Raw genomic sequence first — 22,559 nt, 5'->3', positions numbered from 1 at the left:
TCCGCGCTGCCCGGGCCGGGCTCTTCCACGGGGGCGGCCGGTGGGGTATTGAAGGTGGGCATGTCACTTCCGTCGCTCTGGTCCCGTCTGACGTCCCGTTCGCCGTCCCCGCTCGCGGACCGGCCGTCCGCCGCCCAACGCCCGCGAACCGCCCGGCGGTTGGCCCGTCTCTGTGCCGGTCTCGGGGCCGGTGCGCTGCTCGCCACCGGGCTCTCGGCCCCGGCCGCCGCCGGACCGGCCGCCGGGGAACCCACCGCCCCCAGGGAGTTCGTGGCCCTGGACCGGTTCGATCCGACGATCCTGCACGAGATCCGCTATCCGACCGCGCACACCTTCGTCGGTGACCCCATCGACGGCTACGAGCAGCCGCTCTGCCTGGTGACGAGGGACACCGCGAAGGCGCTGCGGAAGGCCCAGCGGACCTTCCTCGCCCGGGGCTACTCGCTGAAGGTGTACGACTGTTACCGGCCGCAGCGCGCGGTGGACCAGTTCGTCGACTGGGCGAAGGATCTCCAGGACGAGCGGATGAAGCGGGAGTTCTACCCCGAGGTGGACAAGTCCCGCCTGTTCGAGGACGGTTACATCGCGGAGGAGTCCGGGCACAGCCGGGGCAGCACCGTCGACCTGACGCTGGTGCGGCTGCCCGCCGAGCCCACCAGCCCGTACGTTCCAGGCGAGCCGCTGGTGCCGTGCTTCGCCCCGCGCGAGGAGCGCTTCCCCGACAACTCCGTCGACATGGGCACCGGTTTCGACTGCTTCGACACCCGCTCCCACACCGACGACCCCCGGGCCACCACCGAGCAGCGGAGGAACCGCGCGCTGCTGCGGAACGGACTGGAGCGGGTGGGCTTCCGCAACCTGCCCGAGGAGTGGTGGCACTTCACGCTGGAGCGGGAGACCTTCCCCGACCGGTACTTCGACTTCCCAGTCCACCGGGACGCGGTGGAGCACCGGCGCGGATAGCGGGTTCTCCGCGGCCCGGCGCCGGGGGCCCGGCCCGGAGTGGCCGGGCGCGTGGCCGGTGCCGGGCGGCCCGGCGCGTCCGGCCCGGGACGGGGCGAGGGCGGTACGGATCCACCCCCGTCGGTCCCGTACCGCCCTCTCGCCACTTCGGACGACCGTGGCACCGGCGGAGGTTCGGGGAGGGGTGGAGCGGGTGCGCCAATGTGGAGATCCGGTGACCTCGCCGTGACATCCGGTGCCGGGTCGCCCCGCCGGAGCCGGTGGCGGCCCGGCCGGTGGTCAACCGCCGTGCTCCGCGCGGCGCGTGGCGCCGGCCGGCGGCAACGCGCTGAGGTGAGGCGGCCGGTGGGCGCCGGGGGCGAGGAGGCCCGGGGAAGGGGAGCGCCGCGAGCGCGGAGGTGTTCTCCTGACGGTGCGTCAGGACACCGTGGAGGCGGGGTTGTTGGGCTGTCGCTGGGCCGTCGTTGGGCCGTTTCACGGGTGGGGAGGGCGTGGGACGCGGGGGAACGGGAGTGGAGGGTGTCACTCCGGGTGGTCCGTGACCTTGACGGTCCCCCGTCAGGGTTGAACACTGCCGTCACGCCTGTCACGGAGGGCGGTCGGGGTGTGAGCGGAACCGCCCTCCGGGCCGCTCCCGCGCCCGCGCGTACTACCGCGTATTGCACGGATCCCCCGGGGCGCTGGACCCCGGACGAAGGGGGCAAGGAGCCGTCGTGAATGAGTTCTCCAACGCAGACATATTCGCCGGAGAGGTTATCGGTACCGCGATACTGATCCTGCTCGGCTCGGGCGTCTGCGCCGCCGTCAACCTGCGCTTCTCGAAGGCCAAGTCGGGCGGCTGGATCGTCGTCGCCTTCGGCTGGGGCATGGGCGTGCTGGCGGGTGGCTACACCGCGCTGCCGCTCTCGGGCGGCCACATCAACCCCGCGGTGACGGTGGCCGTGGCCACCGAGAGTGGCGAGTGGAGCAAGGTCCCGCTGTACATCCTGGCGCAGATGATCGGCGCCATCATCGGTGCCGTACTGGCCTGGGGCGCCTACTACTCCCAGTACGCGGCGAACGCCGACCGCGAGCACGCGCAGGACACGCTGGGGATGTTCTCCACCATCCCCGAGGTGCGCAACCCCGCGGCGAACGTCACCACCGAGGCCATCGCGACCTTCGCGCTGATCGTGCCGCTGCTCGCCTTCGGCGCCACCGCCGCGCTGGCGGAGAACGGCACCCAGGTGCTGGTCGTGGCGCTGCTCGTCACCGGTATCGGCCTCTCGCTGGGCGGACCGACCGGCTACGCCATCAACCCGGCCCGCGACCTCGGCCCGCGCCTGGTGCACGCGGCGCTGCCGATCCCCAACAAGGGCTCCTCGGACTGGGGTTACGCCTGGGTGCCGGTGGCCGGGCCGCTGATCGGCGCCGTCGCGGGGGCCGGGGTCTACAGTCTGGCCTTCTAGCCGCCGACCGGCGGCCGCGCCGCCAGAGAGCTTCCCGTACACGCGCCAAGAGGATGTGACCATGACGGAGCAGTACGTCGCCGCCATCGACCAGGGCACCACATCGAGCCGGTGCATCATCTTCCGGCAGGACGGCAGCATCGCCGCCGTGGACCAGCAGGAACACCGGCAGATCTTCCCCAAACCGGGCTGGGTGGAGCACGACGCCACCGAGATCTGGTCCAAGGTCCAGGCGGTCGTCGCCGGGGCCCTGGCCAAGGCCGGGCTGCGCGCCAGTCAGCTGAGCGCGCTCGGTATCACCAACCAGCGTGAGACGACGGTCCTGTGGGACAGATCCACCGGGCAGCCGGTGCACAACGCGATCGTCTGGCAGGACACCCGGACCGCGGCGCTCTGTGAGCGGCTGGGTGGCGAGGTCGGCCAGGACCGCTTCCGGGCGAGCACCGGCCTGCCCCTCGCCAGCTACTTCGCCGGGCCGAAGGCCCTGTGGCTGCTGGAGAACGAACCGGGGCTGCGGGAGCGCGCCGCCGCCGGGGAGATCGCCTTCGGCACCATGGACACCTGGCTGATCTGGAACCTCACGGGCGGCACCGAGGGTGGGGTGCACGTCACGGACGTCACCAACGCCTCCCGGACGCTCCTGATGAACCTGGAGACGCTGGAGTGGGACACCTCCATCCTGGAGGCCATGGACCTGCCGGCGGCGATGCTCCCGGAGATCAGGCCCTCCTCCACGGTCTACGGGGAGGCCACCGGGCAGCTCGCCGGGGTGCCGGTCGCCTCGGCGCTGGGTGACCAGCAGGCCGCCGTCTTCGGGCAGGCGTGCTACGCCGAGGGCGAGGCGAAGAACACCTACGGCACCGGCTCGTTCCTCCTGCTCAACACGGGCACCCGCCCGGTGGCGAGCGAGCACGGCCTGCTGACCACGGTCGGCTACCAGCTGGGCGAGGAGGCGCCGGTCTACTGCCTGGAGGGGTCGATCGCCATCACCGGCGCCCTCGTGCAGTGGTTCCGTGACCAGTTGGGGATCATCCGGGACGCCGCCGAGATCGAGGAACTCGCCGCCAGCGTCGACGACAACGGCGGCGCGTACATCGTCCCGGCGTTCTCCGGGCTGTTCGCCCCGTACTGGCGCTCCGACGCGCGCGGGGTGGTCACCGGGCTCACCCGCTACGTGACCAAGGCCCACCTGGCCCGGGCGGTGCTGGAGGCCACGAGCTGGCAGACCCGGGAGGTGGTGGACGCCATGTACCAGGACTCCGGGGTGCCGATCACCAGCCTCAAGGTGGACGGCGGGATGACCGCCAACGGGCTGCTGATGCAGCACCAGGCGGACACCCTGGACGTGCCGGTCACCCGGCCCGTGATCGCGGAGACCACCTGCCTCGGCGCGGCCTACGCGGCGGGGCTGGCCACCGGCGTCTGGTCCGGCCTCGACGAACTGCGCTCGCACTGGAAGCAGGACGCCCAGTGGACGCCACGGATGACGGCCGAGGAGCGGGACGCGGAGTTCCGCAACTGGCGCAAGGCCGTGCGGCGCAGCCTGGACTGGCAGGAGGACTGATCCCGCCGCCGCCCGGCGCCTGGCGCCGGGCGGCACGGCGGCCGGGTTCCGGCGGCGGGCCCGGCTCAGGTGGTGGCGTGCGCCCGTTCCCCGGCCGCCGCGCCGCTCTCGGAGCCCTGCGTCTGGCTCGCCACCCGCATCGCGTGCTCCACGACGGACACCAGTACGTCCCGGGCGGACTCGCGCTGCCGCGCGTCACACAGCACCACGGGTACCGCGTCCTCCAGGTCCAGCGCCTCGCGCACCGTCTCCAGGGGGAAGCGGTCGGCGCCGTCGAAGCAGTTGACCGCGACGGTGAAGGGGATGCCACGGCGCTCGAAGTAGTCGACGGCGGCGAAGCTGTCCTCCAGCCGCCGGGTGTCGGCGAGCACCACCGCGCCGAGCGCGCCCTGGGCCAGCTCGTCCCAGAGGAACCAGAACCGGTCCTGGCCGGGGGTGCCGAACAGGTACAGCACCAGGTTCTCGTTGATGGTGATCCGGCCGAAGTCCATCGCGACGGTGGTCGTCGACTTGGTCTCCACCCCCGCCGTGTCGTCGACCGGCCGCCCGGCCTCGGAGAGGGTCTCCTCCGTCCGCAGCGGCTTGATCTCACTCACCGCGCCGACCAGGGTCGTCTTGCCGACCCCGAAGCCGCCCGCCACCAGGATCTTCAACGTGACGGGCTCGGCGGGCCGCCCACCACCACCACGCTTAGAGCGCCCGAAGACCATTGATCACCTCTCTGAGGATGCTCTCGTCCGGCAGTTCGGCCGGCGGGACAGGACGGCTGACACGGACCAGCTCCGTGTCCATGAGGTCACCGATGAAGACCCGCACCACCCCGATGGGCAGCCCGAGTTCGGCGGCCAGCTCGGCCACCGTCAGGGGCCCCCGGCGGCACAGTCTGACGATCTCCACGTGCTCCGGGGCGAGCGTGCGGTCGGCGAGCACGTCGGCGATCTCCGCCGCCGGGTCCGGCGCCGGGACGCCCGGGGAGGCACCCCGGACGCCCCGTGGAGGGTCGGCCACCACGACCGCGATCAGGTCGAGTTGCCGCGTGGAGACGCTGCCCCGCGTACGGCCCCGCGTCATCGCGTACGGACGCACCACCGGGCCCGCCGCGTCGTCGAACCAGCGATCGGTCATGGCGCGCCCCGTCGGTCCCGTAACCCGTCAGTTTCCACCCGCCCTGCCACCTGCCACATCGGCCCGGGGTGCGGTGCTCAGATGCGCGCCCACCCGCTTGACCAGGAGCGTCATCTCGTAGGCGATCTGGCCGACGTCCGAGTCGGCGTCCGCCAGCACGGCGAGGCAGCTGCCGTCGCCCGCGGCGGTGACGAACAGGAAGGCGTCGTCCAGCTCCACGACCGTCTGCCGCACGCTGCCCGCCTCGAAGTGCCGTCCCACCCCCTTGGCGAGGCTGTGGAACCCGGAGGCGACGGCCGCGAGATGCTCACCGTCCTCTCTGGTGAGGCCCTCCGAGGCGCCCCGGGGAAGGCCGTCGCCCGAGAGGACCAGCGCCTTGCGGATGCTGCCGACCCGTCCCACCAGCTCGTCGAGCAGCCAGTTCAGCTCACCGGTGGACGAGCTGCTGTGGGCGTCGGCTTTCTGTGCGGTCATCGACCGTCCCCCTCCGGAGTTGTTCCTGGTGCTGAGTCACCCGTTGGTTCTCCGCGCGGTGCCGGGTTCTCCCGCCGTCCGCGCTGCCATCCGCGCTGGAGCGAGGCCATACGGCTGCGCACCTCGTCCGCGTCCCGTTCGGACGCCTCCTGCCGCCCGGCCGGACTCCCGCCGGTGGCGGGCGTCTCGGAGGTCTCCGTCCGCAGCTGCGGTGCCAGGCTCGCCTGCCGGACCCGGCGCGGCAGTCCGCCCACCGTCCCCCCGGTCGCCCGGGCCGCCCCTCCGGCCGTCGCGGCCGGATCGGCTCCGGGCCCGCCCTCCGGCGGGGCGGAGTCGGTGGTGTCCGGCACCGGACGGGGTCCGCGGCGGCCGTTCTGGCCGTCCACCGGACGCCCGTGGTCCGCGACGAGCACCGGGGTGCTGACCGGACGGCGGGGCAGGGGGGCGGGCCGCGCCGACTCCTCCTCGTCGGTGGCCTGCTGGTGCTGCTCCGGCGCCGGGCCGGCGCCGCGTGCCGGGGCGGGGCGGCGCGCTGGTCCGCGCTCGTCCTCCCGGCCACGGCTCTCCGTCCGCGCCGCGGGGCGCGGCGCGTCCGCCTCCCCGAGCGGCGCCTCCAGCTCCACCGGGCCGTCCAGCGCGCGCCGCTCGGGCGCGCGGCGCTCCAGCACGGGCGCCTCGCCGCGGGCGTCCTGGCGTCCTGGGCCCTTGCCGAGGGTGGCGTGGGTGCCGGTGTCCCCGGGCTCCATCGCCCGGTCCCCGTCGTCCTGGGTCTCGGTGAGGATGGAGCCGGGGATGAGCACCACGGCGGTGGTGCCGCCGTACGGCGAGGTCTGGAGCGAGACCCGCACGCCCTGCCGCTGGGCGAGCCGGGAGACGACGAACAGCCCCAGCCGGTCGGTGTCGGAGAGCTCGAACTCCGGTGTCTCGGCGAGCCGCAGGTTGGCGTCGAGGAGCGCTTCGGGGGCCATGCCGAGTCCCCGGTCGTGGATCTCCAGGGTGAACCCGTTCACCACGCGTTCCCCGAGTACCTGGACGGCGGTGTGTGGCGGGGAGAACACCGTGGCGTTCTCCAGGAGTTCGGCGATGAGGTGGGTGAGGTCGGCCACCGCGCCGCCGTCCACCGCGAGCCGCGGCAGCCGCCGCACCTCGATCCGCTCGTAGTCCTCGACCTCGGCGACGGCGGCCCGCACCACGTCCATCAGCTGGACGGGCTTGCGCCACTGCCGGGAGGGCGCCGCCCCGGAGAGGATGACCAGGCCCTCGGCGTGCCGCCGCATCCTGGTGGTGAGGTGGTCGAGCCGGAAGAGGTCGGCCAGTTCGTCCTCGTCCTCGGTGCGGCGCTCCATGGTGTCGAGCAGGGTGAGCTGACGGTGGAGCAGGACCTGGTTGCGGCGGGCGAGGTTGACGAAGACGTCCGAGACGCCGCGCCGCATGTCGGCCTGCTTGACGGCCGCCTCGACCGCCGCCCGCTGGAGCGTGTTGACCGCCTGGCCGACCTGCCCCATCTCGTTCTTCGGATACTCCAGGCGCGGGGCCTCGGTCTCGACGTCCACCTCGTCGCCGGAGGCCAGCCGCCGCATGACGTTGGGCAGCCGCACCCCGGCGGCCTCGTGCGCCTCCTTGCGGAGGGTGCCCAGGTCGCGGATGAGGCTCCGGCCGACCCGGAACGACACGAAGATCGAGCCGAGCACGGCCAGCAGGCCCAGCACCCCGGCGGTCCCCGCGCGGATCAGCACATTGGTGGCCTCGGGCGCCACCCGTTCCTCGTACCGCTTGCCGGACTCGGCACGCAGCCGGTCCAGGTCGCGGAGGACCGTGCCGGCCGCGCTGTCCCAGCGCCTCTGGTCGACGGTGCGCAGCGCGCCGCTCGGGCCGGAGGTGATGATGTCGTTCTCGTAGTCGGTGAGGGTGCGGGCCTCCGTCCCCTCCCAGTACGTCTCGTAGATCTGCCGGTCCTCGGCGGGCAGCACCTGGAGGTTGATGTCGTACGCGGTCTTGCGCTCGGCCACCCGGTCCGAGAAGGAGCGCAGGTCCGCGCGGGTCATCTGGCCCGCGGTGAGCGACGCCGCCATCAGCGCGTCCTCCCGGGAGAGGTACTCGCGGGCCCGGGAGAGCCCGGCGTAGGCGCGGCCCTGCTTCTCCAGTTCGACGTCGTTGAGGCCGTGCAGCGCGGCGAGGAACTCGTGACCGGGGTCGACGAGGTCGTTGTACGCCTTGAACGCCTCGGTCTTGGTGATGGTGGTGTCCTCGACCTTGCTCCGCAGTCCGTCCAGCCCGGAGATGCCGTCGAGGAGGGCGTCGAGCTGATCGCGGGCGGTGCTGGTGAGGTCGGAGCGCACTCCGCCGTCGGTGCCGTGCTCCCGCACCTTGGTGACGGACTCGTCGGTGGCCCGCTGCTGCCGGTGGAGTCTGCTGAGCGCGTCCGAGCGGCGGGGTTCGGCCAGGTAGACCATGATCAGGCGGCGTTCGCGCTGAAGTGCCTCCACCGCGTCCTCGGTGGGGTTGCCGACCTTCTCCGCGACGTTGGTGACGCCGATGAGCTGCTGCGCGTCCCGGACGGTGAGGTAGGTCGCGAAAACCCAGATGGACACCAGGGAGACCAGCGGCACCAACAGCAGCACCACGATCTTCCGGCGGATGGACTTCCCGCGAAAGCGCATGGCCTCCCCTACGTCAACACGTCAACCCCGGCGTCCGGAGGCGTACTTGAACTACAAACGGCGCGAGCCTACTACTGCGGAACGGGCACTCGTATACGTGCCCGCGCTGGGAACTGGCCGTCCAGGGTGCCTCATCCTGAGTTGTCCGTCGATGCCCCGCCCGGGACCCCGATTGTCGCGCAGGCCACGCCCGTGGAACGGTGGGTGCACACTGGCTGGTGAAGGGGGAGTGAAGAAGTCATGTACGCCAAACCCCGACTGCCCGATCCGGTGCGTTCGGCCGCGGTGCGCGCGGTGATCCTCGTGGCGCTGACCCTGGTCCTGTTGATGGTGGCGGTGCTGTGCTCGTTCGCCGGTGTCTGGCTCGCGTTCCCGATGGTGCTCGTCACCGTCGCGGCGACCATCGCCGCTACCTGGGGGGTGCTGGACGTCTGGGTCACCCGGCAGGTGTGGGTGCAGCGGTACGGGGTGGTGTCCCAGCCCAGCAGCGTGGCCCGGCGGCGGCGGGGCCGTCGCGGGGAGCCCCCCTCGGCCGGGGAGCGCGACGGGTGACGCGCACCCCCGGCACCCCGCGCACGCCTCCCCCTCGCCGCCGTCCACCCACGACTCCCCGCCGGGTGGGCCCTTTCCGGTTGCCTTCCGGTTGCCTTCCGGACTGTCAACGGTCGCCCACACGGCGCCGGTTGACGGCCCCGCCCCGGCGAACGCGACGGTGCGGGGCGCGACCGGACGCGGTGAACGCGCCAGCGTCCAGCACCGGTTGACCCGCCGCCCGCCGAACGGCCGGTGATCGCCGGGCCGTCAGGGAACGTCCGGGGCGATGGCCGGGGTGTCCCGGGGGGCGGGCAGCGTCCCCTCCGGCCCCGGGCCCGGGCCGGAGCCGGTGACCGGCTCGGGAGCGTTCCCGGGGCGCGGATCGGTACGGCGGAACACCCGGGTCGCGGTGATCTCCCCGCGCGTGCCCTCCGCCTCCGTGCCGTCTGCCGGGGACGGCAGCCCGGGGCGCAGGTGCTCCTCGACGCTGATGTACTTCAGCCCGGCGCGCAGGTCCGCGTCGTTCCGCAACCGGATCACCAGCGGGAACTCGGCCAGCGCCGTGGTGTCGAACAGGCCGGTGGTGTACAGCAGCTGGACGCCCAGCGCGTCCGCCACCGCGCGTTGCAGCTCCAGCAGGTAGGTGGCGTTGGCCCGTCCGATGGGGTTGTCGAGGAACAGGGTTCCCGCGTGCCGGTGCTCGTCGTGGCCCCGCTCGTTGCTGCGCAGCGCGGCCATCGTGCAGTAGAGGGCGATGGCCGCGGTGAGCAGCTGCCCCCCGGAGAAGACGTCGCCCATCTGCCCGACGGGGACCCGCTCGGCGCGCAGCACCGCGTCCGGCTTGAGGATCTCCACGCTCACCCCACGGGGACGCAGCGCCGCGTGCACCCCGCGCAGCAGCAGCGACATCCCGTCCCGGCGCAGGTCGGAGTTCTTCCGCAGGGCGGAGCGGGTGGCCTCGTCGATCACCTCTCCCAGGTTCTCGGTGAGGGTGGCCTGGTCCGGGTCGGTGAAGCGGATGCGCAGGAACTCCTGCCCCGACCACTCCCCCAGGCCCTCCGGCAGCCGGGAGAGCCGCTGCGCGGAGCGCAGCGTGGTCAGCGAGGTCTCGACCAGGCCGCGCAGCCGGTCCACGATGCTGTCGCGGTTCCGCTCCAACTGCTCCAACTCGTCGCTCAGCACCCGCAGTCGCGGCTCGAACGCCTGGGCCCAGGCGGCGGCGTGCTCGGGGAGCGCCGCCGCCGGAAGCTCCCGGATCTGCTGCCGCGCCGGGGTGCGCACGCTCTCGTAGCGGGTGGCGTTGGCCTGCCGCACCAGGACGTCGGACGCCTCCCGGACGGCGGCCTCGGCCGCGCCCAGATCGGCGGCGCAGCCGCGCAGCGCCCGGCGGGCCTCCGCCGCCGCCTGCCGGGCCGCCGCCGGATCCCCGGGGTACGGCTCGGGTGTCCCGGGGTCCTCGCCGGAGCCCGGTGCGGCGGGCTCCCGCAGCAGGTCGCCGAGGAGCGCCGCGGTGTCCTCGAAGTCGCTCGCCGCGCGCTCCGCCGCCCGGTGGGCGTGGCCCAGTTCCTCGTGTGCGGCCCGGGCGGCCTCGACCTCGTCGCGGCGTTCGGCGAGCGTGGTGGTGGCGGAGCGCAGCAGGGTCTGGGCGTGCCCGGCGTCGGTGGGCAGCAGCTCCCCGGGGAGGTCGGTGTGGGCCTCGCCCTGCTCGGGCGCCAGCCGTTCGGCCTCGCCGCGCAGTCGCCCCAGCTGCTCGCTGACGGCCGAGGCCCGCGACTCCAGTTGCTGGACGAGGGCTTCGGCGCGGGCGGCGGCGGCCTGCCGGGACGGGCCGTCCGCGCCCTCGGCGCTGTCCAGCAGCTGGGCGGCGCGGTTACGGACCCGGTTGCTGAGCCGGTCGAGCGTGGCGAGCGCCGCCGAGGCGTCCCCCTCGGCGCGGGCCTGTTCCGCGCGGAGGTCCGCGCCGACCCCGGCCTTCTCGTACATCTCGGAGGCGGTGCGGTAGGCGGCGCGCAGCTCGGGCAGGGCGGCGCCGGGCGGTTCGGCCTCCGGGTCGAGGCCGTCGGGCACTCCGGCGATCTCGGCGCGTTCGGCGCGCAGCGCGCGGGCGGTGCGCCGCGCGTCGTCGGCGGCCCGCTGGGCGGCCCGGCGGTCCTCGTCGGCGGCGCGGGCCCGCTCGACCAGGGTGGCGGCGCGCTCCTGGGCGGTCTCCGCCTCCCCCTCCAGCTCGCGGCGGCGGCTGATCCAGGTGCCGCGCTCCCGCAGCCGGAACGCCAGCCCGGCCAGCGCGTCCGCCGCGCGGCTGGCCCGATCCGCGCGCCGCTGCCCGTCCTCGCGGGCCGACTGCGCCTCGGCGGCCGCCCGTTCGGCCTCCTCGCGGGCCACGGTCGCGGCAGCGAGCCGCTGCCCGGCGACCTCGGCGGCGGCCTCCGCGGCGCCCGCGGCCTCGGCCAGTTCGGTCAGCCGCCCCTCGGGGCAGCCGGTGCGCCAGGAGGCGAGCCGGGCCGCGAGCGCCCGGTCGGCGGAGAGCCGGGCGGCCAGGGCGCGGATCTCGGTGTCGCGGTCGGCGGCGCGGGTGCGTAGTTGGCGCCGTTCCTCGTCGGCGGCGCCCTCGTCGTGCATGGCGGGGTTGGGCGGGACGAGGAAGACCTCGTCCGTCCGCCCGGCGTCGGTGGTGGGCACCGGGGCCAGCAGCGCGGCGGCGGTGCCCACGGCGACGGCGGAGCGCGGCAGCAACGCGGCGGCGGCGAGCACCTCCCGGGCGCGCGCGTGGCTGTCCGGGTCGGTGATGACCACGCCGTCGACGAGTTCGGGGCGGGCGGCGAGCACCCGGGCGTGGTCGGCCGGGTCGACGGCCTGCGCGAGGTACCGCCAGCCGGGCAGCGCGGGCACGCCGTGCTCGCCGAGGAGGTCGACGGTGGCGAGCACGTCGGGGCCGGGGGGCAGCAGTCCGCCGTCCCCGAGGGCGCCGAGCATCCGGGAGTCCTCGGCCGCGTCGGTGCGCAGCTCGAACAGCCGCCGCTCGGCGGTGGCCACGGCCTCGTCCAGCAGTTCGCGGAGCGACTCGGCCTCGCGGTCGAGCAGTTCGGCGGACGGTCCCGCGTCCGCCGGGCCGGGGGCGTCCAGCCCGAGGAGTTCCGCGACGCGCCCCTCGGCGGCCAGCGCCTCGGCGGCGCGGCGCTCCGCGTCGTGGGCGGAGCGGGCGGCGGTGGCGGCGTCCGCCGCACGGGCGGCGGCGAGTTCGGCGGCGGTGTGCTCGGCGCCGGTCTCCTGCGCCCGCTCGGTCGCCTGCCGGGCCGCGGTCCGGGCGGCGTCCAGCGCGGTGGCGGCGGTCCGCTCCGCGTCGCCCGCGGCGAGCGCGGCGCGCGCGGGGTCGGTCTCGGCGCCGCCGTCGCCGGGGGCGTCGATCCAGCCCGCCCGGACGGCCTCCGCGGTCTCCCGCTCGACCTCGTCCAGCCGCTGCCGCAGATGCTCCCCCTCGCTGCGGGCCCGCTGGGCCTCGGTGGCGGCGGCGGTGGCGGCCTGGTGCGCGCGTTCGCTCTCGGCCTGGAGCACCGCCGAGCGCTCCTCGCCCTCGCTGGCGACACGTTCGCTCTCCGAGGCGGCCCGGTGCAGGGCGCGCACCAGGTCGGCCGCCGCCTCGCCGCGGGCGGCGAGCGCGGGCGCGGCGTCCCGCTCCGCCGCGCGGATGGCGGTGGCGGCCTGGGCGGCGCGGTCGGCGGCGGCCCGGTGCGCCAGGACGGTCTCCGCCGCCTGCCACGCGGTGTGCAGGGTGCGCGCCTCGGTCAGCTCCCGCTTCCGCGCGGCGGCGGCCTGTTCGGCGTCGGCCAGCGCCAGGGAGGCGTGGCGGTAGGCGAGTTCGGCGGCGACGCGGCTGGCGCCGGTCCGGGCGTCGGTGGCCCGCGCGACGGTGGCGGCCGCGGTCGCGACGCCCTCGGCCAGCTCCGCGACGCGTTCGCGTTCCGCGGCGCCCCGGGCTGCGAGCCGCCGGGCGAGGGCGCGGGCGCGGCCCTCGGCGGCGCCGTGGATCTCCCGGGCGCGGGTGCGCCGTTCGGTGGCCTCGACGATCCGGTGCAGCAGGTCGAGGGAGGCCGCGGTGAAGTCGCGCTCGGCGGTGAGTTCGGCGCGGCGGCCGAGCTTGTGCGCGAAGCCGTGGACGAGGTCGGCGAGGCCGTCGGTGTCCCGGGTGTCGGTGACGGCGCGCAGCAGCAGGTCGGTGAAGTCGGAGTCGTTGCGGACCGCGAAGAGCCCGGCGGCCTCTCCCTCGTCGGCGTTCATCTCCCGCTGGTACCGGAAGAGTTCGGGGTCGAGTCCGAGGGCGGTCAGCCGCTCGTTCCACCGCTCGTGCACCTCCTCCCAGACGACGTCGAGGTTGGGGTAGGCGCGGCCGGTCTCGGTGAGGACGTCCCGGAAGCCCTTCATCGTGCGGCGCCTGCCCCGCGCCCCGGAGACACCCTCGGCGGTGGGGCGGAGGGCGGTGGACTCGGCCACCGGCAGCGAGTCCAGGGTCATGCCGGGGCCGGGGCGGAAGGCGTACCAGCCCTCGGCGAACTTGCGGGGGTCGCCGGACACCTGCCGTCCGCGCCACTCGCTGACCTTGCCCACCACGACGGTCTCGCCGGTGCGGGTGTGCTGCCACTCCAGGGCCACGTGACCGCAGTCGTCGGCCAGCAGGAACTTGCGCAGCACGCCGGAGCTGGCGCCGCCGAGGGTGTTGCGGTGCCCGGGCAGCATCACCGAGAAGATCAGCTTGAGCAGGACCGACTTTCCGCCGCCGTTCTCCAGGAACAGCACCCCGGCCGGAGCGGGCCGGTTCGGCGGGCCGCTCGGCTCCTCCTCGAAGAAGTCCCCCTGGGTGGGGGCGGGTTCGGGCACCGGCCCCCCGACGCCGCGCAGGTCGAGCACGGTGTCGGCGTACCGGGCGCCTGCCGGGCCGATGGAGTAGAGGCGGATCCGGGACAGCTCGTACATGCGGGGGCTCTCGTGAGGACGGTCGGCGGGACGGGCGGGGCGGGGGTGGTCAGGAGTGGAAGGGGAGACCGGCGCCGGGCACCGCCTCCAGCGCCTCCTCCTCGCCGGGCGGCAGCAGCGTGGCGCAGCCGTCGGTGACCGGCACCACGCCCAGGGCGGACAGTTCGGTCAGCGCGGCGCCGCCCGCCATGTCGCGTACCTGGAGCTGGTAGCGGGCGGTGGTGCGGTAGGTGCCGCCCGCGTCGTCCCCGGTGCGCTGGAGGAAGCCGGAGTCGGCCAGGAAGGCGAGCGCCTTGGCGACGATGCCGGTGGTGGAACCGGACAGCCGCCGCGCGTCCTTGGTGGCCCCGGTGGCGCCACGGCGCGCGTACACCCGCCAGGCGGCCTCCAGCCCGGGGGCGTCGGTGGCCGGGTCGGTGTTCTCGCCCGCCTCCTCGGCCCGCTCCTCCAGCCTCCGGCAGGCCTGCCGGACGAAGGTGTCGACGCCGTTGACCGAGATCCGGCCGACGTAGCCGTCGTCGGCGAGGTCGGCGGGGCGGGGGAAGGCGAGCGCGGCGGACGCCAGGTGGGCCAGACCGTGCAGGAAACGGTCGGCCGAGTCGGCCGACGCGCGGCGGGAGTAGTCGCCCATCCGGACCGCGAAGACCGAGTCCTCGGCGGCGGCGACCGCCATCCCGGCGCGGGCCGAGACCTCCAGCACCACCAGGCCCAGACCACTGGCGACCGCGTCCGCGAGCCGCGCGAAGGGGGGTTCGTCGCGGTAGCGGCGGAGCAGGGCCGTGTAGTCGGCGTCCCGGCCAGGGGCGAGCTTCGGGTGCAGCCCGAAGGAGACCAGCCGGGCGGCGTCCGCCGCGTCGGCCGGGGTGACGGGAGCGCGGGAGGTGTCGGTGGTGTCCGGCGCCGCCCCGGCGGGCGGAAACGCGGCCGGGTCCAGGCGGTCGCCGCCGGGCACCGGCTCCTCCTGCGGGCCGGGCCGCGCGCCCTGGTCAGTCACTGGTCAGCTCCTCGGGTGGGGTGGGGACACGAACGGGACGGGCCCGCGTGCGGGACGGGCCGGGGCGGCCCGGGGACGGAGGGCCACCGGCCGGTGGCGGGGATGACGACGGGGGCACGGGCAAGGGCGGGGGTCACGCGGCCTCGGTGCGGTCGGCGGCCATCGCGGCGGCGTCCAGCAGCGCGGTGCCGACGATGAGGTCGGCGCCGCCGAACTCCGGGTCACGCAGGGGGGTTCCGTCGTCCACGGCGAACAGCAGCTGGCCGTCCCCCTGGCGGTAGGCGGTGCCCACCGGCGGGCTGGCGGCGTGCACCGCCAGCAGCAGCACCAGGTAGGCGAGGTCGGAGTCCTCCCGGCGGCGCGCCTCGGCCAGCAGGCCGGAGAGCCGCCGGGGGGCGTCGGCCGGGAGGTCGAGCAGCTCCATCGCCGACTCCAGCTGCTCCTCGCTGAACCGGCGTTCGTCCGGCGTGGCCACCAGGTCGGGCTCGGGCAGCTCGGCGCCCAGGTGCTCGCGGGGCGCGGGCGGGGTGAGCAGCAGCTCCGTCAGGTCGGCCAGCCGGACGGCGGCGGGGGTGCGCATCCCGGCCCCGCTGGCGAAGAAGGCGTCGGTGACCCGGCTCGCCGACTCCAGCGGCAGCGGCAGCAACGGGGCGAGCAGCTGCCCGTGGAGGTCGAGCCCGGCACGTTCGGTGCTGGGCGCGAACGCCTGCCGGTCCTGCTCGGCGCGGAACAGCGGGCCCGCCTCCAGCAGCCGGGACTGGAGCTGGGTGTGGCGACGGATGCAGTCCCGCACGATGTCGACGAGTTCGGCGGCGCGGCGCTTGTGCTCCGGTCCGCGTTCGGTCGCGGCCTCGTCCCGGGCGCGGCGGATGTTGGTGAGGATGGCGTTCTCGTGTCGGTAGCGGTCGGCGACGTGGTCCAGGGCCTCGGTGATCATATCGGGGACGGTGTGCAGCCAGTCGACCGCGCGAACGTTCCGCCGGGTGGCCTCCAGGGTGCGGCGCAGCGTCTCCGCGTACTGGACGGTGCGGTACCTGGCCTGCTCGGCGGCGAGTTGGGCGTCGGCGAGGCGGCCCCGGCTGACCAGCACGTCCAGCTTGACCTCAGCGGCGATCTGGGCGCTGGTGACGTCCGTGTCGAGGGCGCCGACGAGCACGTTGACCGCCTCGTCGGTGGTCCGCAGCCAGACGTTGCCGCCGGGCCCCGGCACCTCCTCGATGAGCTTGAAGTCGTAGTCCCGCCGCACGTAGGAGCCGTCCGGGTCGAAGGTGCCGTACACCGCGCGGAAACCGCGGTCCACGCTGCCGACGTTGAGCAGGCACTCCAGCACCCAGCGCGCCACCCGCTCGTGTTCGGCCGCCGGGCGCTCCGGCGCCTGGGCCGCGACGCGCGGCAGGAGTCTGCTGACGACCTGCTCGTGGTCGGCTCCGGTGTCGAAGTCCATCTGGAGCGTGACGAGGTCGATGGCGGCGAGGGCGACCTCGGCCATCGCGTAGACGCCGTACTCGCCCGCGAGGTTGGCCTTGCGGGCGTCGAGGTCGTGCAGGGGCGCGGTACAGGCCAGCGCGCGCAGGCGGCGGGCCAGCCCCTCGTCCGCCGCCGGGCCGGGGGCGGGTGGGACGGGGTGGCCCGTGGCGCGGGACGGGGCGGGGAGCGAGGTGGCGTGCTCAGTCACGTCGGACAGGGTAAGCGCTGGGGCCGACACCGGACGAAGCGCCGCAAGGCGGACGCCGCCGCGCCGCCCAACACCCGTACCCCACCCACCGGTTGACCGGCCCCGGCCAGCACCCGGCCCACCCCGAGGGGCCCTCTGGCACCCCACCGCCACACCCGCACCCAGCCCGCGCGCATCCGGGCACCGCACCACCACCCGCGCCGGCGCGACACCAACGCCCGCCATCCCGAGCGCTCACCGCCCCAACGCGAGGAACGCGCCCGCGTCCGCGGCGACATGGGCACCCGCTGGAGCGGACGCCCCCCGACCCGCGGCCTGACCAACCGCGAACCGCGGTTCCCCGAGCGCCGAAGTGCGGTTCAGGAGAAGGACAGCGACAGTTGACTCAGGAGGCTGACGGCTCGATCTCCCCCGCGAAGACGATGACCTGGTCGATGAGGCTCCGTCGCAGATGGACGACGTCCGTTCCCGCCAGGCGGGGGCCTCCGTCCGGCGTGGTGAAGACCCACTGGTAACGGGCCCACTCGTCCGGCATGTCCACCGCTGAGCAGCGCACCATCGTGCCGGTCCCGGCCGGGTGGCGCCGGATGTCCAGCACGAACCGCTCCACCGCCGCGATTCCCTCACTGCGGCCCAACGGTCCCCAGAAGACCACGTCTGAGGTCAGGGCCTGGGAGAGCAGGGCGGTCACATAGACGTCGTGCGAGGCGTTGAACGCGGAGATGAACGTGTCGATCGCGGAGCGTGCGGTCTCTTCCTGCATGCCCCAGTAATACCAGCCGTTTCGCGGGTGCTTGTCCCGCGAGCCGCCTTCCGGTCACGGTGAACCATCCCCGTCACAGCACCAGCCCCCCCCCGGCGGCCATAGCCGCCCCCGCACCTAGCCATCCCCCCGGCGGCCATAGCCACCCCCACACCTAGCCATCTCCCCGGCGGCCATAGCCACCCCCACACCTAGCCATCTCCCCGGCGGCCATAGCCACCCCCGCCGGGGGTTGCCACCACCAGCACATCCCCCGCCGCCACCTCCGCCACGTCACAGCCCCCCAGCGGCTCCCACCGCCCGTCGGCCCGCACCACCCCGTTGACGCCCAGCGCCCCCGGCTCGCCTCCGGCCATGCCGTACGGGGCGACGCGGCGGTGGCTGGTGAGCAGGGACAGCGTCATGGGCTCCAGGAAGCGGATGCGGCGCTCCACGCCGTCGCCGCCGTGGTGCCGCCCGCCTCCGCCGCTGCCGGTTCGGACCCGGAAGTCGTCCACCCGCACCGGGTAGCGCTGTTCCAGCACCTCGGGGTCGGTCAGCCGGGAGTTGGTCATGTGCGTCTGCACGGCGCTCGCCCCGTCGAAGTCCGGGCCCGCCCCCGCCCCACTGGCGACCGTCTCGTAGTACTGGGAGGTGGCGTTACCGAAGGTGACGTTGTTGGTGGTGCCGATCCCCTCCGCCTGCACGCCCAGGGCGGCGTAGAGCGTGCCGGTGACGGCCTGTGAGGTCTCCACGTTTCCCGCGACGGTCGCCGCCGGGTACGCGGGGGACAGCATCGACCCCTCCGGAACCCGCACCTCCAGCGGCACCAGGCAGCCGCTGTTGAGCGGGATGTCGTCGGCGACCAGGGTGCGGAAGACGTACAGCACCGCGGCGGTCACCACCGAACGGGGCGCGTTGAAGTTGTCGTCCTGCTGCTCCGAGGTGCCCGCGAAGTCCAGGACGGCGCCCCGGCGTTCGCGGTCGACCGTCACCTTGAGCCGGATGACGGCACCCCGGTCGGTCTCGTAGCGGAACTCGCCGTCGTCCAGCACGGCGATGGTGCGGCGCACCGACTCCTCGGCGTTGTCCCGTACGTGCCGCATGTACGCCTGGACGACGTCCAGCCCGAACTGCTCGATCATGCGCTGGACTTCGGCGATGCCCTTCTCGTTGGCGGCGATCTGCGCCCGCAGGTCGGCCAGGTTGGCGTCCGGGGCACGGGAGGGGTAGGGGCCGGAGGTGAGCAGCTCCCGGGTCTCCGCCTCGCGGAACCGGCCGTCGCGCACCAGCGGCCAGTTGTCGAAGAGGATGCCCTCCTCGTGCACCGTCCGGCTGAAGGCGGGCATCGAGCCGGGGGTGAGGCCGCCGATCTCCGCGTGGTGCCCGCGGCTGGCCACCAGGAACAGCAGCTCGTCCGAGGCGCCGAACACCGGGGTGACCACGGTGACGTCCGGCAGGTGGGTGCCGCCGTGGTACGGGTCGTTGATGGCGTGGACGTCCCCGGGGCGCGGTCCGTCCGGGTTGCGCCGCAGCACCTCCTTGATGGAGTCGCCCATCGACCCCAGGTGCACCGGCATGTGGGGGGCGTTGGAGATGAGGTTGCCCTCGTGGTCGAAGAGGGCGCAGGAGAAGTCCAGCCGCTCCTTGATGTTGACGGAGTGCGCGGTGTTCTCCAGCCGCACGCCCATCTGTTCGGCGATGGCCATGAAGAGGTTGTTGAAGACCTCCAGGCGGACCGGGTCCGCCTCGGTACCCACCGCCACCGAGGCGGCGCGGGGGGTGGCGCGGCGCAGCAGCAGGTGGCCGCGCGGGTCGGCCTCCGCCTCCCAGCCTGGGTCGACGACGGTGGTGGCGTCGTCCTCGGCGATGACCGCCGGTCCGCGCACCGCGTCGCCGGGGCGCAGGGCGGTCCGCTGGTACAGCGCGGTGTCCCGCCACTCCCCCGCCGCGTACATCCGCACGGTCTCGCCCGCCGCCCGCCGGTCCGCCCGGCGGGTTCCGCCCCCGCCGGACTCCGCCTCCGGGGTGGTGAGGGCCGCGTGCGGACCCGCCGCGCCGGTGGCCTCCGCGACGGCGGTGGCGACGACCAGCGGCTTGTCCATCACGAAGCCGTACCGCGCCCGGTGCTCGCGCTCGAACTCCGCGACCATCGCGGCGCGTTCGCCCAGCGGGACGGTGAGCGGCGCGTCGGTGCCCGCGTACCGCAGCTGGAGGCGCGCCTCGGTGGTGACGGCGGTGTCCGGGATGCCGTCGGCGCGCAGTTCCGCGCGGGTGCGCTCGGCGAGCTGGGCGCAGGTCTCCCGCACCTCGCCCAGCGCCTCCTCGGTGAGTTCGCGTTCCACGGACCGCTCCCGCAGGGCGGTAGCGTCGGCCACGCCGATCCCGTAGGCGGAGAGCACCCCGGCCAGCGGGGGCACCACCACGGTGTCGACGCCGAGCGCGTCGGCGACGGCGCAGGCGTGCTGTCCGCCCGCGCCGCCGAAGCAGGCCAGCGCGTACCGGGTGACGTCGTGGCCGCGCTGCACGGAGATCTTCTTCACCGCGTTCGCCATGTTGAGCACCGCGATCTCCAGGAAGCCCGCGGCGACCTCCTCCGGGCTCCGGCCGTCGGCGGTCTCCTCCGCGAGCCGCGCGAAGCCCTCGCGCACCACCTCCGCGTCCAGCGGCTGGTCCGCGTCCGGGCCGAAGACCCGGGGGAAGTGCGCGGGCTGGATCCGCCCGAGCATCACGTTGGCGTCGGTGACGGTCAGCGGGCCGCCCCGCCGGTAGCAGGCGGGTCCCGGGACCGCGCCCGCCGACCCGGGCCCCACCCGGTAGCGGCTGCCGTCGAAGCGCAGGAGTGAGCCGCCGCCCGCCGCGACGGTGTGGATGTCCATCATCGGCGCACGGGTCCGCACCCCCGCGACCTCGGTGCCGAACACCCGCTCCAGGCCGCCCGCGTAGTGCGAGACGTCCGTCGAGGTGCCGCCCATGTCGAAGCCGATGACCCGTTCGTGCCCCACCTCCGCGCAGGCGCGCGCCATCCCGACGACGCCCCCGGCCGGTCCGGAGAGCACCGCGTCCTTGCCCCGGAAGCTCCCGGCCTCCCGCAGCCCGCCGTTGGACTGCATGAACATCAGCCGCACCCCGTGCAGTTCGTCGGCCACCTGGTCGACGTAGCGGCGCAGCACCGGGGAGAGGTAGGCGTCCAGCACGGTGGTGTCGCCGCGCGGCACCAGCTTGATCAGCGGGCTGACCTCGTGCGCGCAACTGACCTGCGTGAAGCCGGTGTCGCGGGCCAGTTCGGCGATCTCCCGCTCGTGCGCGGGGTTGCGGTAGCCGTGCAGCAGCACCACGGCGGCGCTGCGGAACCCGTCGGCGTGGGCGGCGGCCAGCGCGCGCCGGGTGGTCTCCGCGTCGAGCGGCGAGACCACCCGCCCGTCCGCGTCGAGCCGCTCCGGCACCTCGATGACCCGCTCGTACAGCGCCTCCGGCAGCACGATGTGCCGGTCGAAGATGCGCGGCCGGTTCTGGTAGGCGATGCGCAGCGCGTCCCCGAACCCCTCCGTGATCACCAGCACGGTGGGCTCGCCCTGCCGCTCCAGCAGGGCGTTGGTGGCGACGGTGGTGCCCATCTTCACCGCGTCGACGCGGTCGGCGGGGACCGGTTCGCCGGGCGGCACCTCCAGCATCCGGCGGATGCCCTCGACGGCGGCGTCCCGGTAGCGGTCCGGGTCGTGGGAGAGCAGTTTGGCGGTGACGAGCCGTCCGTCGGGCCGCTTGCCCACCACGTCGGTGAAGGTGCCGCCCCGGTCGATCCAGAATTCCCAGCGCCCACTCATGGCGCCATCGTGCCAGCTCCACCCCGGCCCCGCCGCCGTGCCAGCCCGCCGTCGGGGGCGGGCGCCGGTGGTCCCGGCTCGCTCAGCGGCCGGGACCGGGACTCAGCCTGCCCCGCACCGCGCCCCGCACCCCGGCCTCCTCGGCCGGGTCGGCGGCCAGCCGCCGCAGCCGCTCCACGACGCGGTCGTCCCCGGTGGCCGCGTACTGGGCGGCGAGTTCCCGGGTGGACTCCTCGCAGTCCCACAGGCACTCGACGGCGAACCCGGCGGCGAAGGACGGGTCGGTGACGGCGAGCGCCCGGGCCGTCCGGCCGCGCAGCTCCGAGGAGGCGGTCTCGCGGTAGACGTGCCGCAGCACCGGGGCGGCGGCGCGGACGGCGAGCCGCCCGGCACCGTCCACCAGCGGCCAGAGCGCGGGGCTGTCCGCCCCGGCCACCCGCACGGTGCGGCGCAGCGCGGCGAGCACCGCGGTGGCGTCCCGCTCGCCGCCGCGGCAGGCGAGCATCTCACCCGCCGCCGCCGCGAGGCCCTCGGGCAGGGCGCCCTCCGGCGCCGCCGCCCACTCCCGCGCCCGGCACACGGCGGCGTCCCCGCGCATCCGCGCGAAGGCGGCCAGCGCGGACTCCGCGACGGTGGGCCGGGGGTCGGCGGCGGCCAGTTCGATGAGGTCGGGCGCGGCCCGGTCGCCGACCTCGGCGAGGTGACGCAGCGCGACGGCGCGCCTGATCGGGCCGCCCGGCTCCGCACCGGCCGCGGCGGCCAGCAGCGCCGGGCGGTCCTCGGGCCCGGCTACGGCCAGCAGGCAGCGGGCGGCGGCGGCCTCGCGGGACGGGCCGGGGCGCTGTTCGGCGTCCTCCTGGGCCCAGTCCAGCACCTCCCGGACGCTCCAGCCGGGGCGCGGGCCGGTGTTCAACTGCCGCTGCCAGCGGTCGAAGGAGCGCTGCTCGCTCACCCGTCGGAGGCGTTCGGCCTGCGCGGGACGGGCCGGGTCCTCGGCCCACAGCCGCCAGGGGCGCGGCTCGAAGGCGTCCCGGGAGGCGGCGGCCAGCTCCGCGTCGCCCCGGGGGGTTTGCGGGAAGCGGGCGAGCACGGCGGGGCCGAGGAGGCGCAGCGCGGCGTCCTCGTCCCGCACGGCGAGTTCGTCCAGCGCCCACTGCCAGTTGGCACCGGTGGCCGCGTACCGGCGCAGCAGGACCAGGGCGCCGTCGTCGCCGTAGGAGGCGAGGTGGCCGAGCACCGAGAGGGCCAGTCCGGTGCGGTGCTCGGCGCGTTCCGCGGCGAGCTGGTCGTCCGGGTGGAAGAGGTGGTCGGCGAGGGTGTCGAGACCGGCGTCGAGTTCCGCGTGCAGCCGGGCGTAGTACAGCGAGCGGTGCTCGATGTGCCAGTCGGAACGCGGGTCGCGCAGCACGCACCGCCACAGCGCGTGCAGCGCTTCGGCGCGCGGCGCCGCGAGGGCGTGCAGCGTCCCGTCGCCACGGCCTCGCTGGAGGAGGCCGAGCAGGGTTCCGCTGGGCGCTATGTCTGAATCGACGGAATCGACGTGCATAAGAGTCAGCATCCGGTGCGGGGTATTCGGCTGGCAACGGGA

At 74.9% G+C, this 22,559-nt stretch carries 14 protein-coding genes; 4 read left to right on the top strand and 10 right to left on the bottom strand.

The features are described from left to right. Positions 1–159: 159 nt before the first annotated feature. The 3 genes from E0L36_RS09085 to glpK all read left to right on the top strand — a co-directional run bounded on the left by E0L36_RS09085 (position 160) and on the right by glpK (position 3,975). Positions 160–963: a M15 family metallopeptidase gene (locus E0L36_RS09085; protein WP_258015939.1), complete on the top strand. Its 804-nt coding sequence runs from the start codon at positions 160–162 to the stop codon at positions 961–963. 713 nt (positions 964–1,676) lie between these two features. Further along, on the top strand, positions 1,677–2,411 hold the full coding sequence (locus E0L36_RS09080) for an MIP/aquaporin family protein (protein ID WP_180928305.1): 735 nt from the start codon (positions 1,677–1,679) through the stop codon (positions 2,409–2,411). A 61-nt stretch (positions 2,412–2,472) separates the two neighbouring features. Continuing rightward, a complete protein-coding gene (glpK, locus tag E0L36_RS09075) occupies positions 2,473–3,975 on the top strand; it encodes a glycerol kinase GlpK (protein WP_180928304.1) in 1,503 nt (500 codons plus the stop codon). 65 nt (positions 3,976–4,040) lie between these two features. Here the strand turns inward: glpK and E0L36_RS09070 are convergent, their stop codons facing one another. From E0L36_RS09070 to E0L36_RS09055, 4 genes are read right to left on the bottom strand one after another with little or no spacing between them, the layout of a single operon-like run. Then, positions 4,041–4,685, bottom strand: a complete 645-nt coding sequence (locus E0L36_RS09070; protein WP_180928303.1) for an ATP/GTP-binding protein — start codon at positions 4,683–4,685, stop codon at positions 4,041–4,043. Then, on the bottom strand, positions 4,666–5,100 hold the full coding sequence (locus E0L36_RS09065; protein ID WP_180928302.1) for a DUF742 domain-containing protein: 435 nt from the start codon (positions 5,098–5,100) through the stop codon (positions 4,666–4,668). Before E0L36_RS09065 ends, E0L36_RS09070 begins: the two co-directional genes overlap by 20 nt. Before the next feature lie 27 nt (positions 5,101–5,127). Next, entirely contained in the window at positions 5,128–5,574 is a 447-nt protein-coding gene (locus tag E0L36_RS09060; RefSeq protein WP_180928301.1) for a roadblock/LC7 domain-containing protein, read from the bottom strand. Continuing rightward, the gene (locus tag E0L36_RS09055) at positions 5,571–8,234 is read right to left on the bottom strand and encodes a nitrate- and nitrite sensing domain-containing protein (RefSeq protein WP_180928300.1); all 2,664 of its coding nucleotides are present in this window, start codon (positions 8,232–8,234) and stop codon (positions 5,571–5,573) included. The genes E0L36_RS09060 and E0L36_RS09055 overlap by 4 nt, the downstream gene beginning before the upstream one ends. A gap of 240 nt (positions 8,235–8,474) precedes the next feature. Here E0L36_RS09055 and E0L36_RS09050 point away from each other — a divergent pair, with 240 nt between their 5' ends. After that, entirely contained in the window at positions 8,475–8,786 is a 312-nt protein-coding gene (locus E0L36_RS09050) for a hypothetical protein (protein ID WP_180928299.1), read from the top strand. A gap of 249 nt (positions 8,787–9,035) precedes the next feature. Here the strand turns inward: E0L36_RS09050 and E0L36_RS09045 are convergent, their stop codons facing one another. From E0L36_RS09045 to E0L36_RS09020, 6 genes are all read right to left on the bottom strand, one after another. After that, positions 9,036–13,736 carry a hypothetical protein gene (locus E0L36_RS09045; RefSeq protein ID WP_180928298.1) on the bottom strand — a complete coding sequence of 1,567 codons (4,701 nt, stop codon included), beginning with the start codon at positions 13,734–13,736 and terminating at the stop codon, positions 9,036–9,038. A gap of 49 nt (positions 13,737–13,785) precedes the next feature. Then, on the bottom strand, positions 13,786–14,670 hold the full coding sequence (locus E0L36_RS09040) for a hypothetical protein (protein WP_180928688.1): 885 nt from the start codon (positions 14,668–14,670) through the stop codon (positions 13,786–13,788). 193 nt (positions 14,671–14,863) lie between these two features. Next, complete coding sequence (locus E0L36_RS09035) at positions 14,864–16,405, bottom strand: hypothetical protein (RefSeq protein ID WP_180928297.1); 1,542 nt, start codon at positions 16,403–16,405, stop codon at positions 14,864–14,866. A gap of 385 nt (positions 16,406–16,790) precedes the next feature. Beyond that, complete coding sequence (locus E0L36_RS09030; RefSeq protein WP_180928296.1) at positions 16,791–17,168, bottom strand: nuclear transport factor 2 family protein; 378 nt, start codon at positions 17,166–17,168, stop codon at positions 16,791–16,793. A gap of 191 nt (positions 17,169–17,359) precedes the next feature. Then, a complete protein-coding gene (locus E0L36_RS09025) occupies positions 17,360–20,971 on the bottom strand; it encodes a hydantoinase B/oxoprolinase family protein (RefSeq protein ID WP_180928295.1) in 3,612 nt (1,203 codons plus the stop codon). An 82-nt stretch (positions 20,972–21,053) separates the two neighbouring features. Further along, complete coding sequence (locus tag E0L36_RS09020) at positions 21,054–22,517, bottom strand: HEAT repeat domain-containing protein (RefSeq protein WP_180928294.1); 1,464 nt, start codon at positions 22,515–22,517, stop codon at positions 21,054–21,056. Positions 22,518–22,559: the final 42 nt, after the last annotated feature.

It is taken from the genome of Streptomyces sp. AJS327 (assembly GCF_013450295.1).
Lineage (GTDB): Bacteria > Actinomycetota > Actinomycetes > Streptomycetales > Streptomycetaceae > Streptomyces.
The sequence above is the reverse complement of the archived record's forward strand: the minus strand, read 5'-3'. Positions and strand labels throughout refer to the sequence as shown.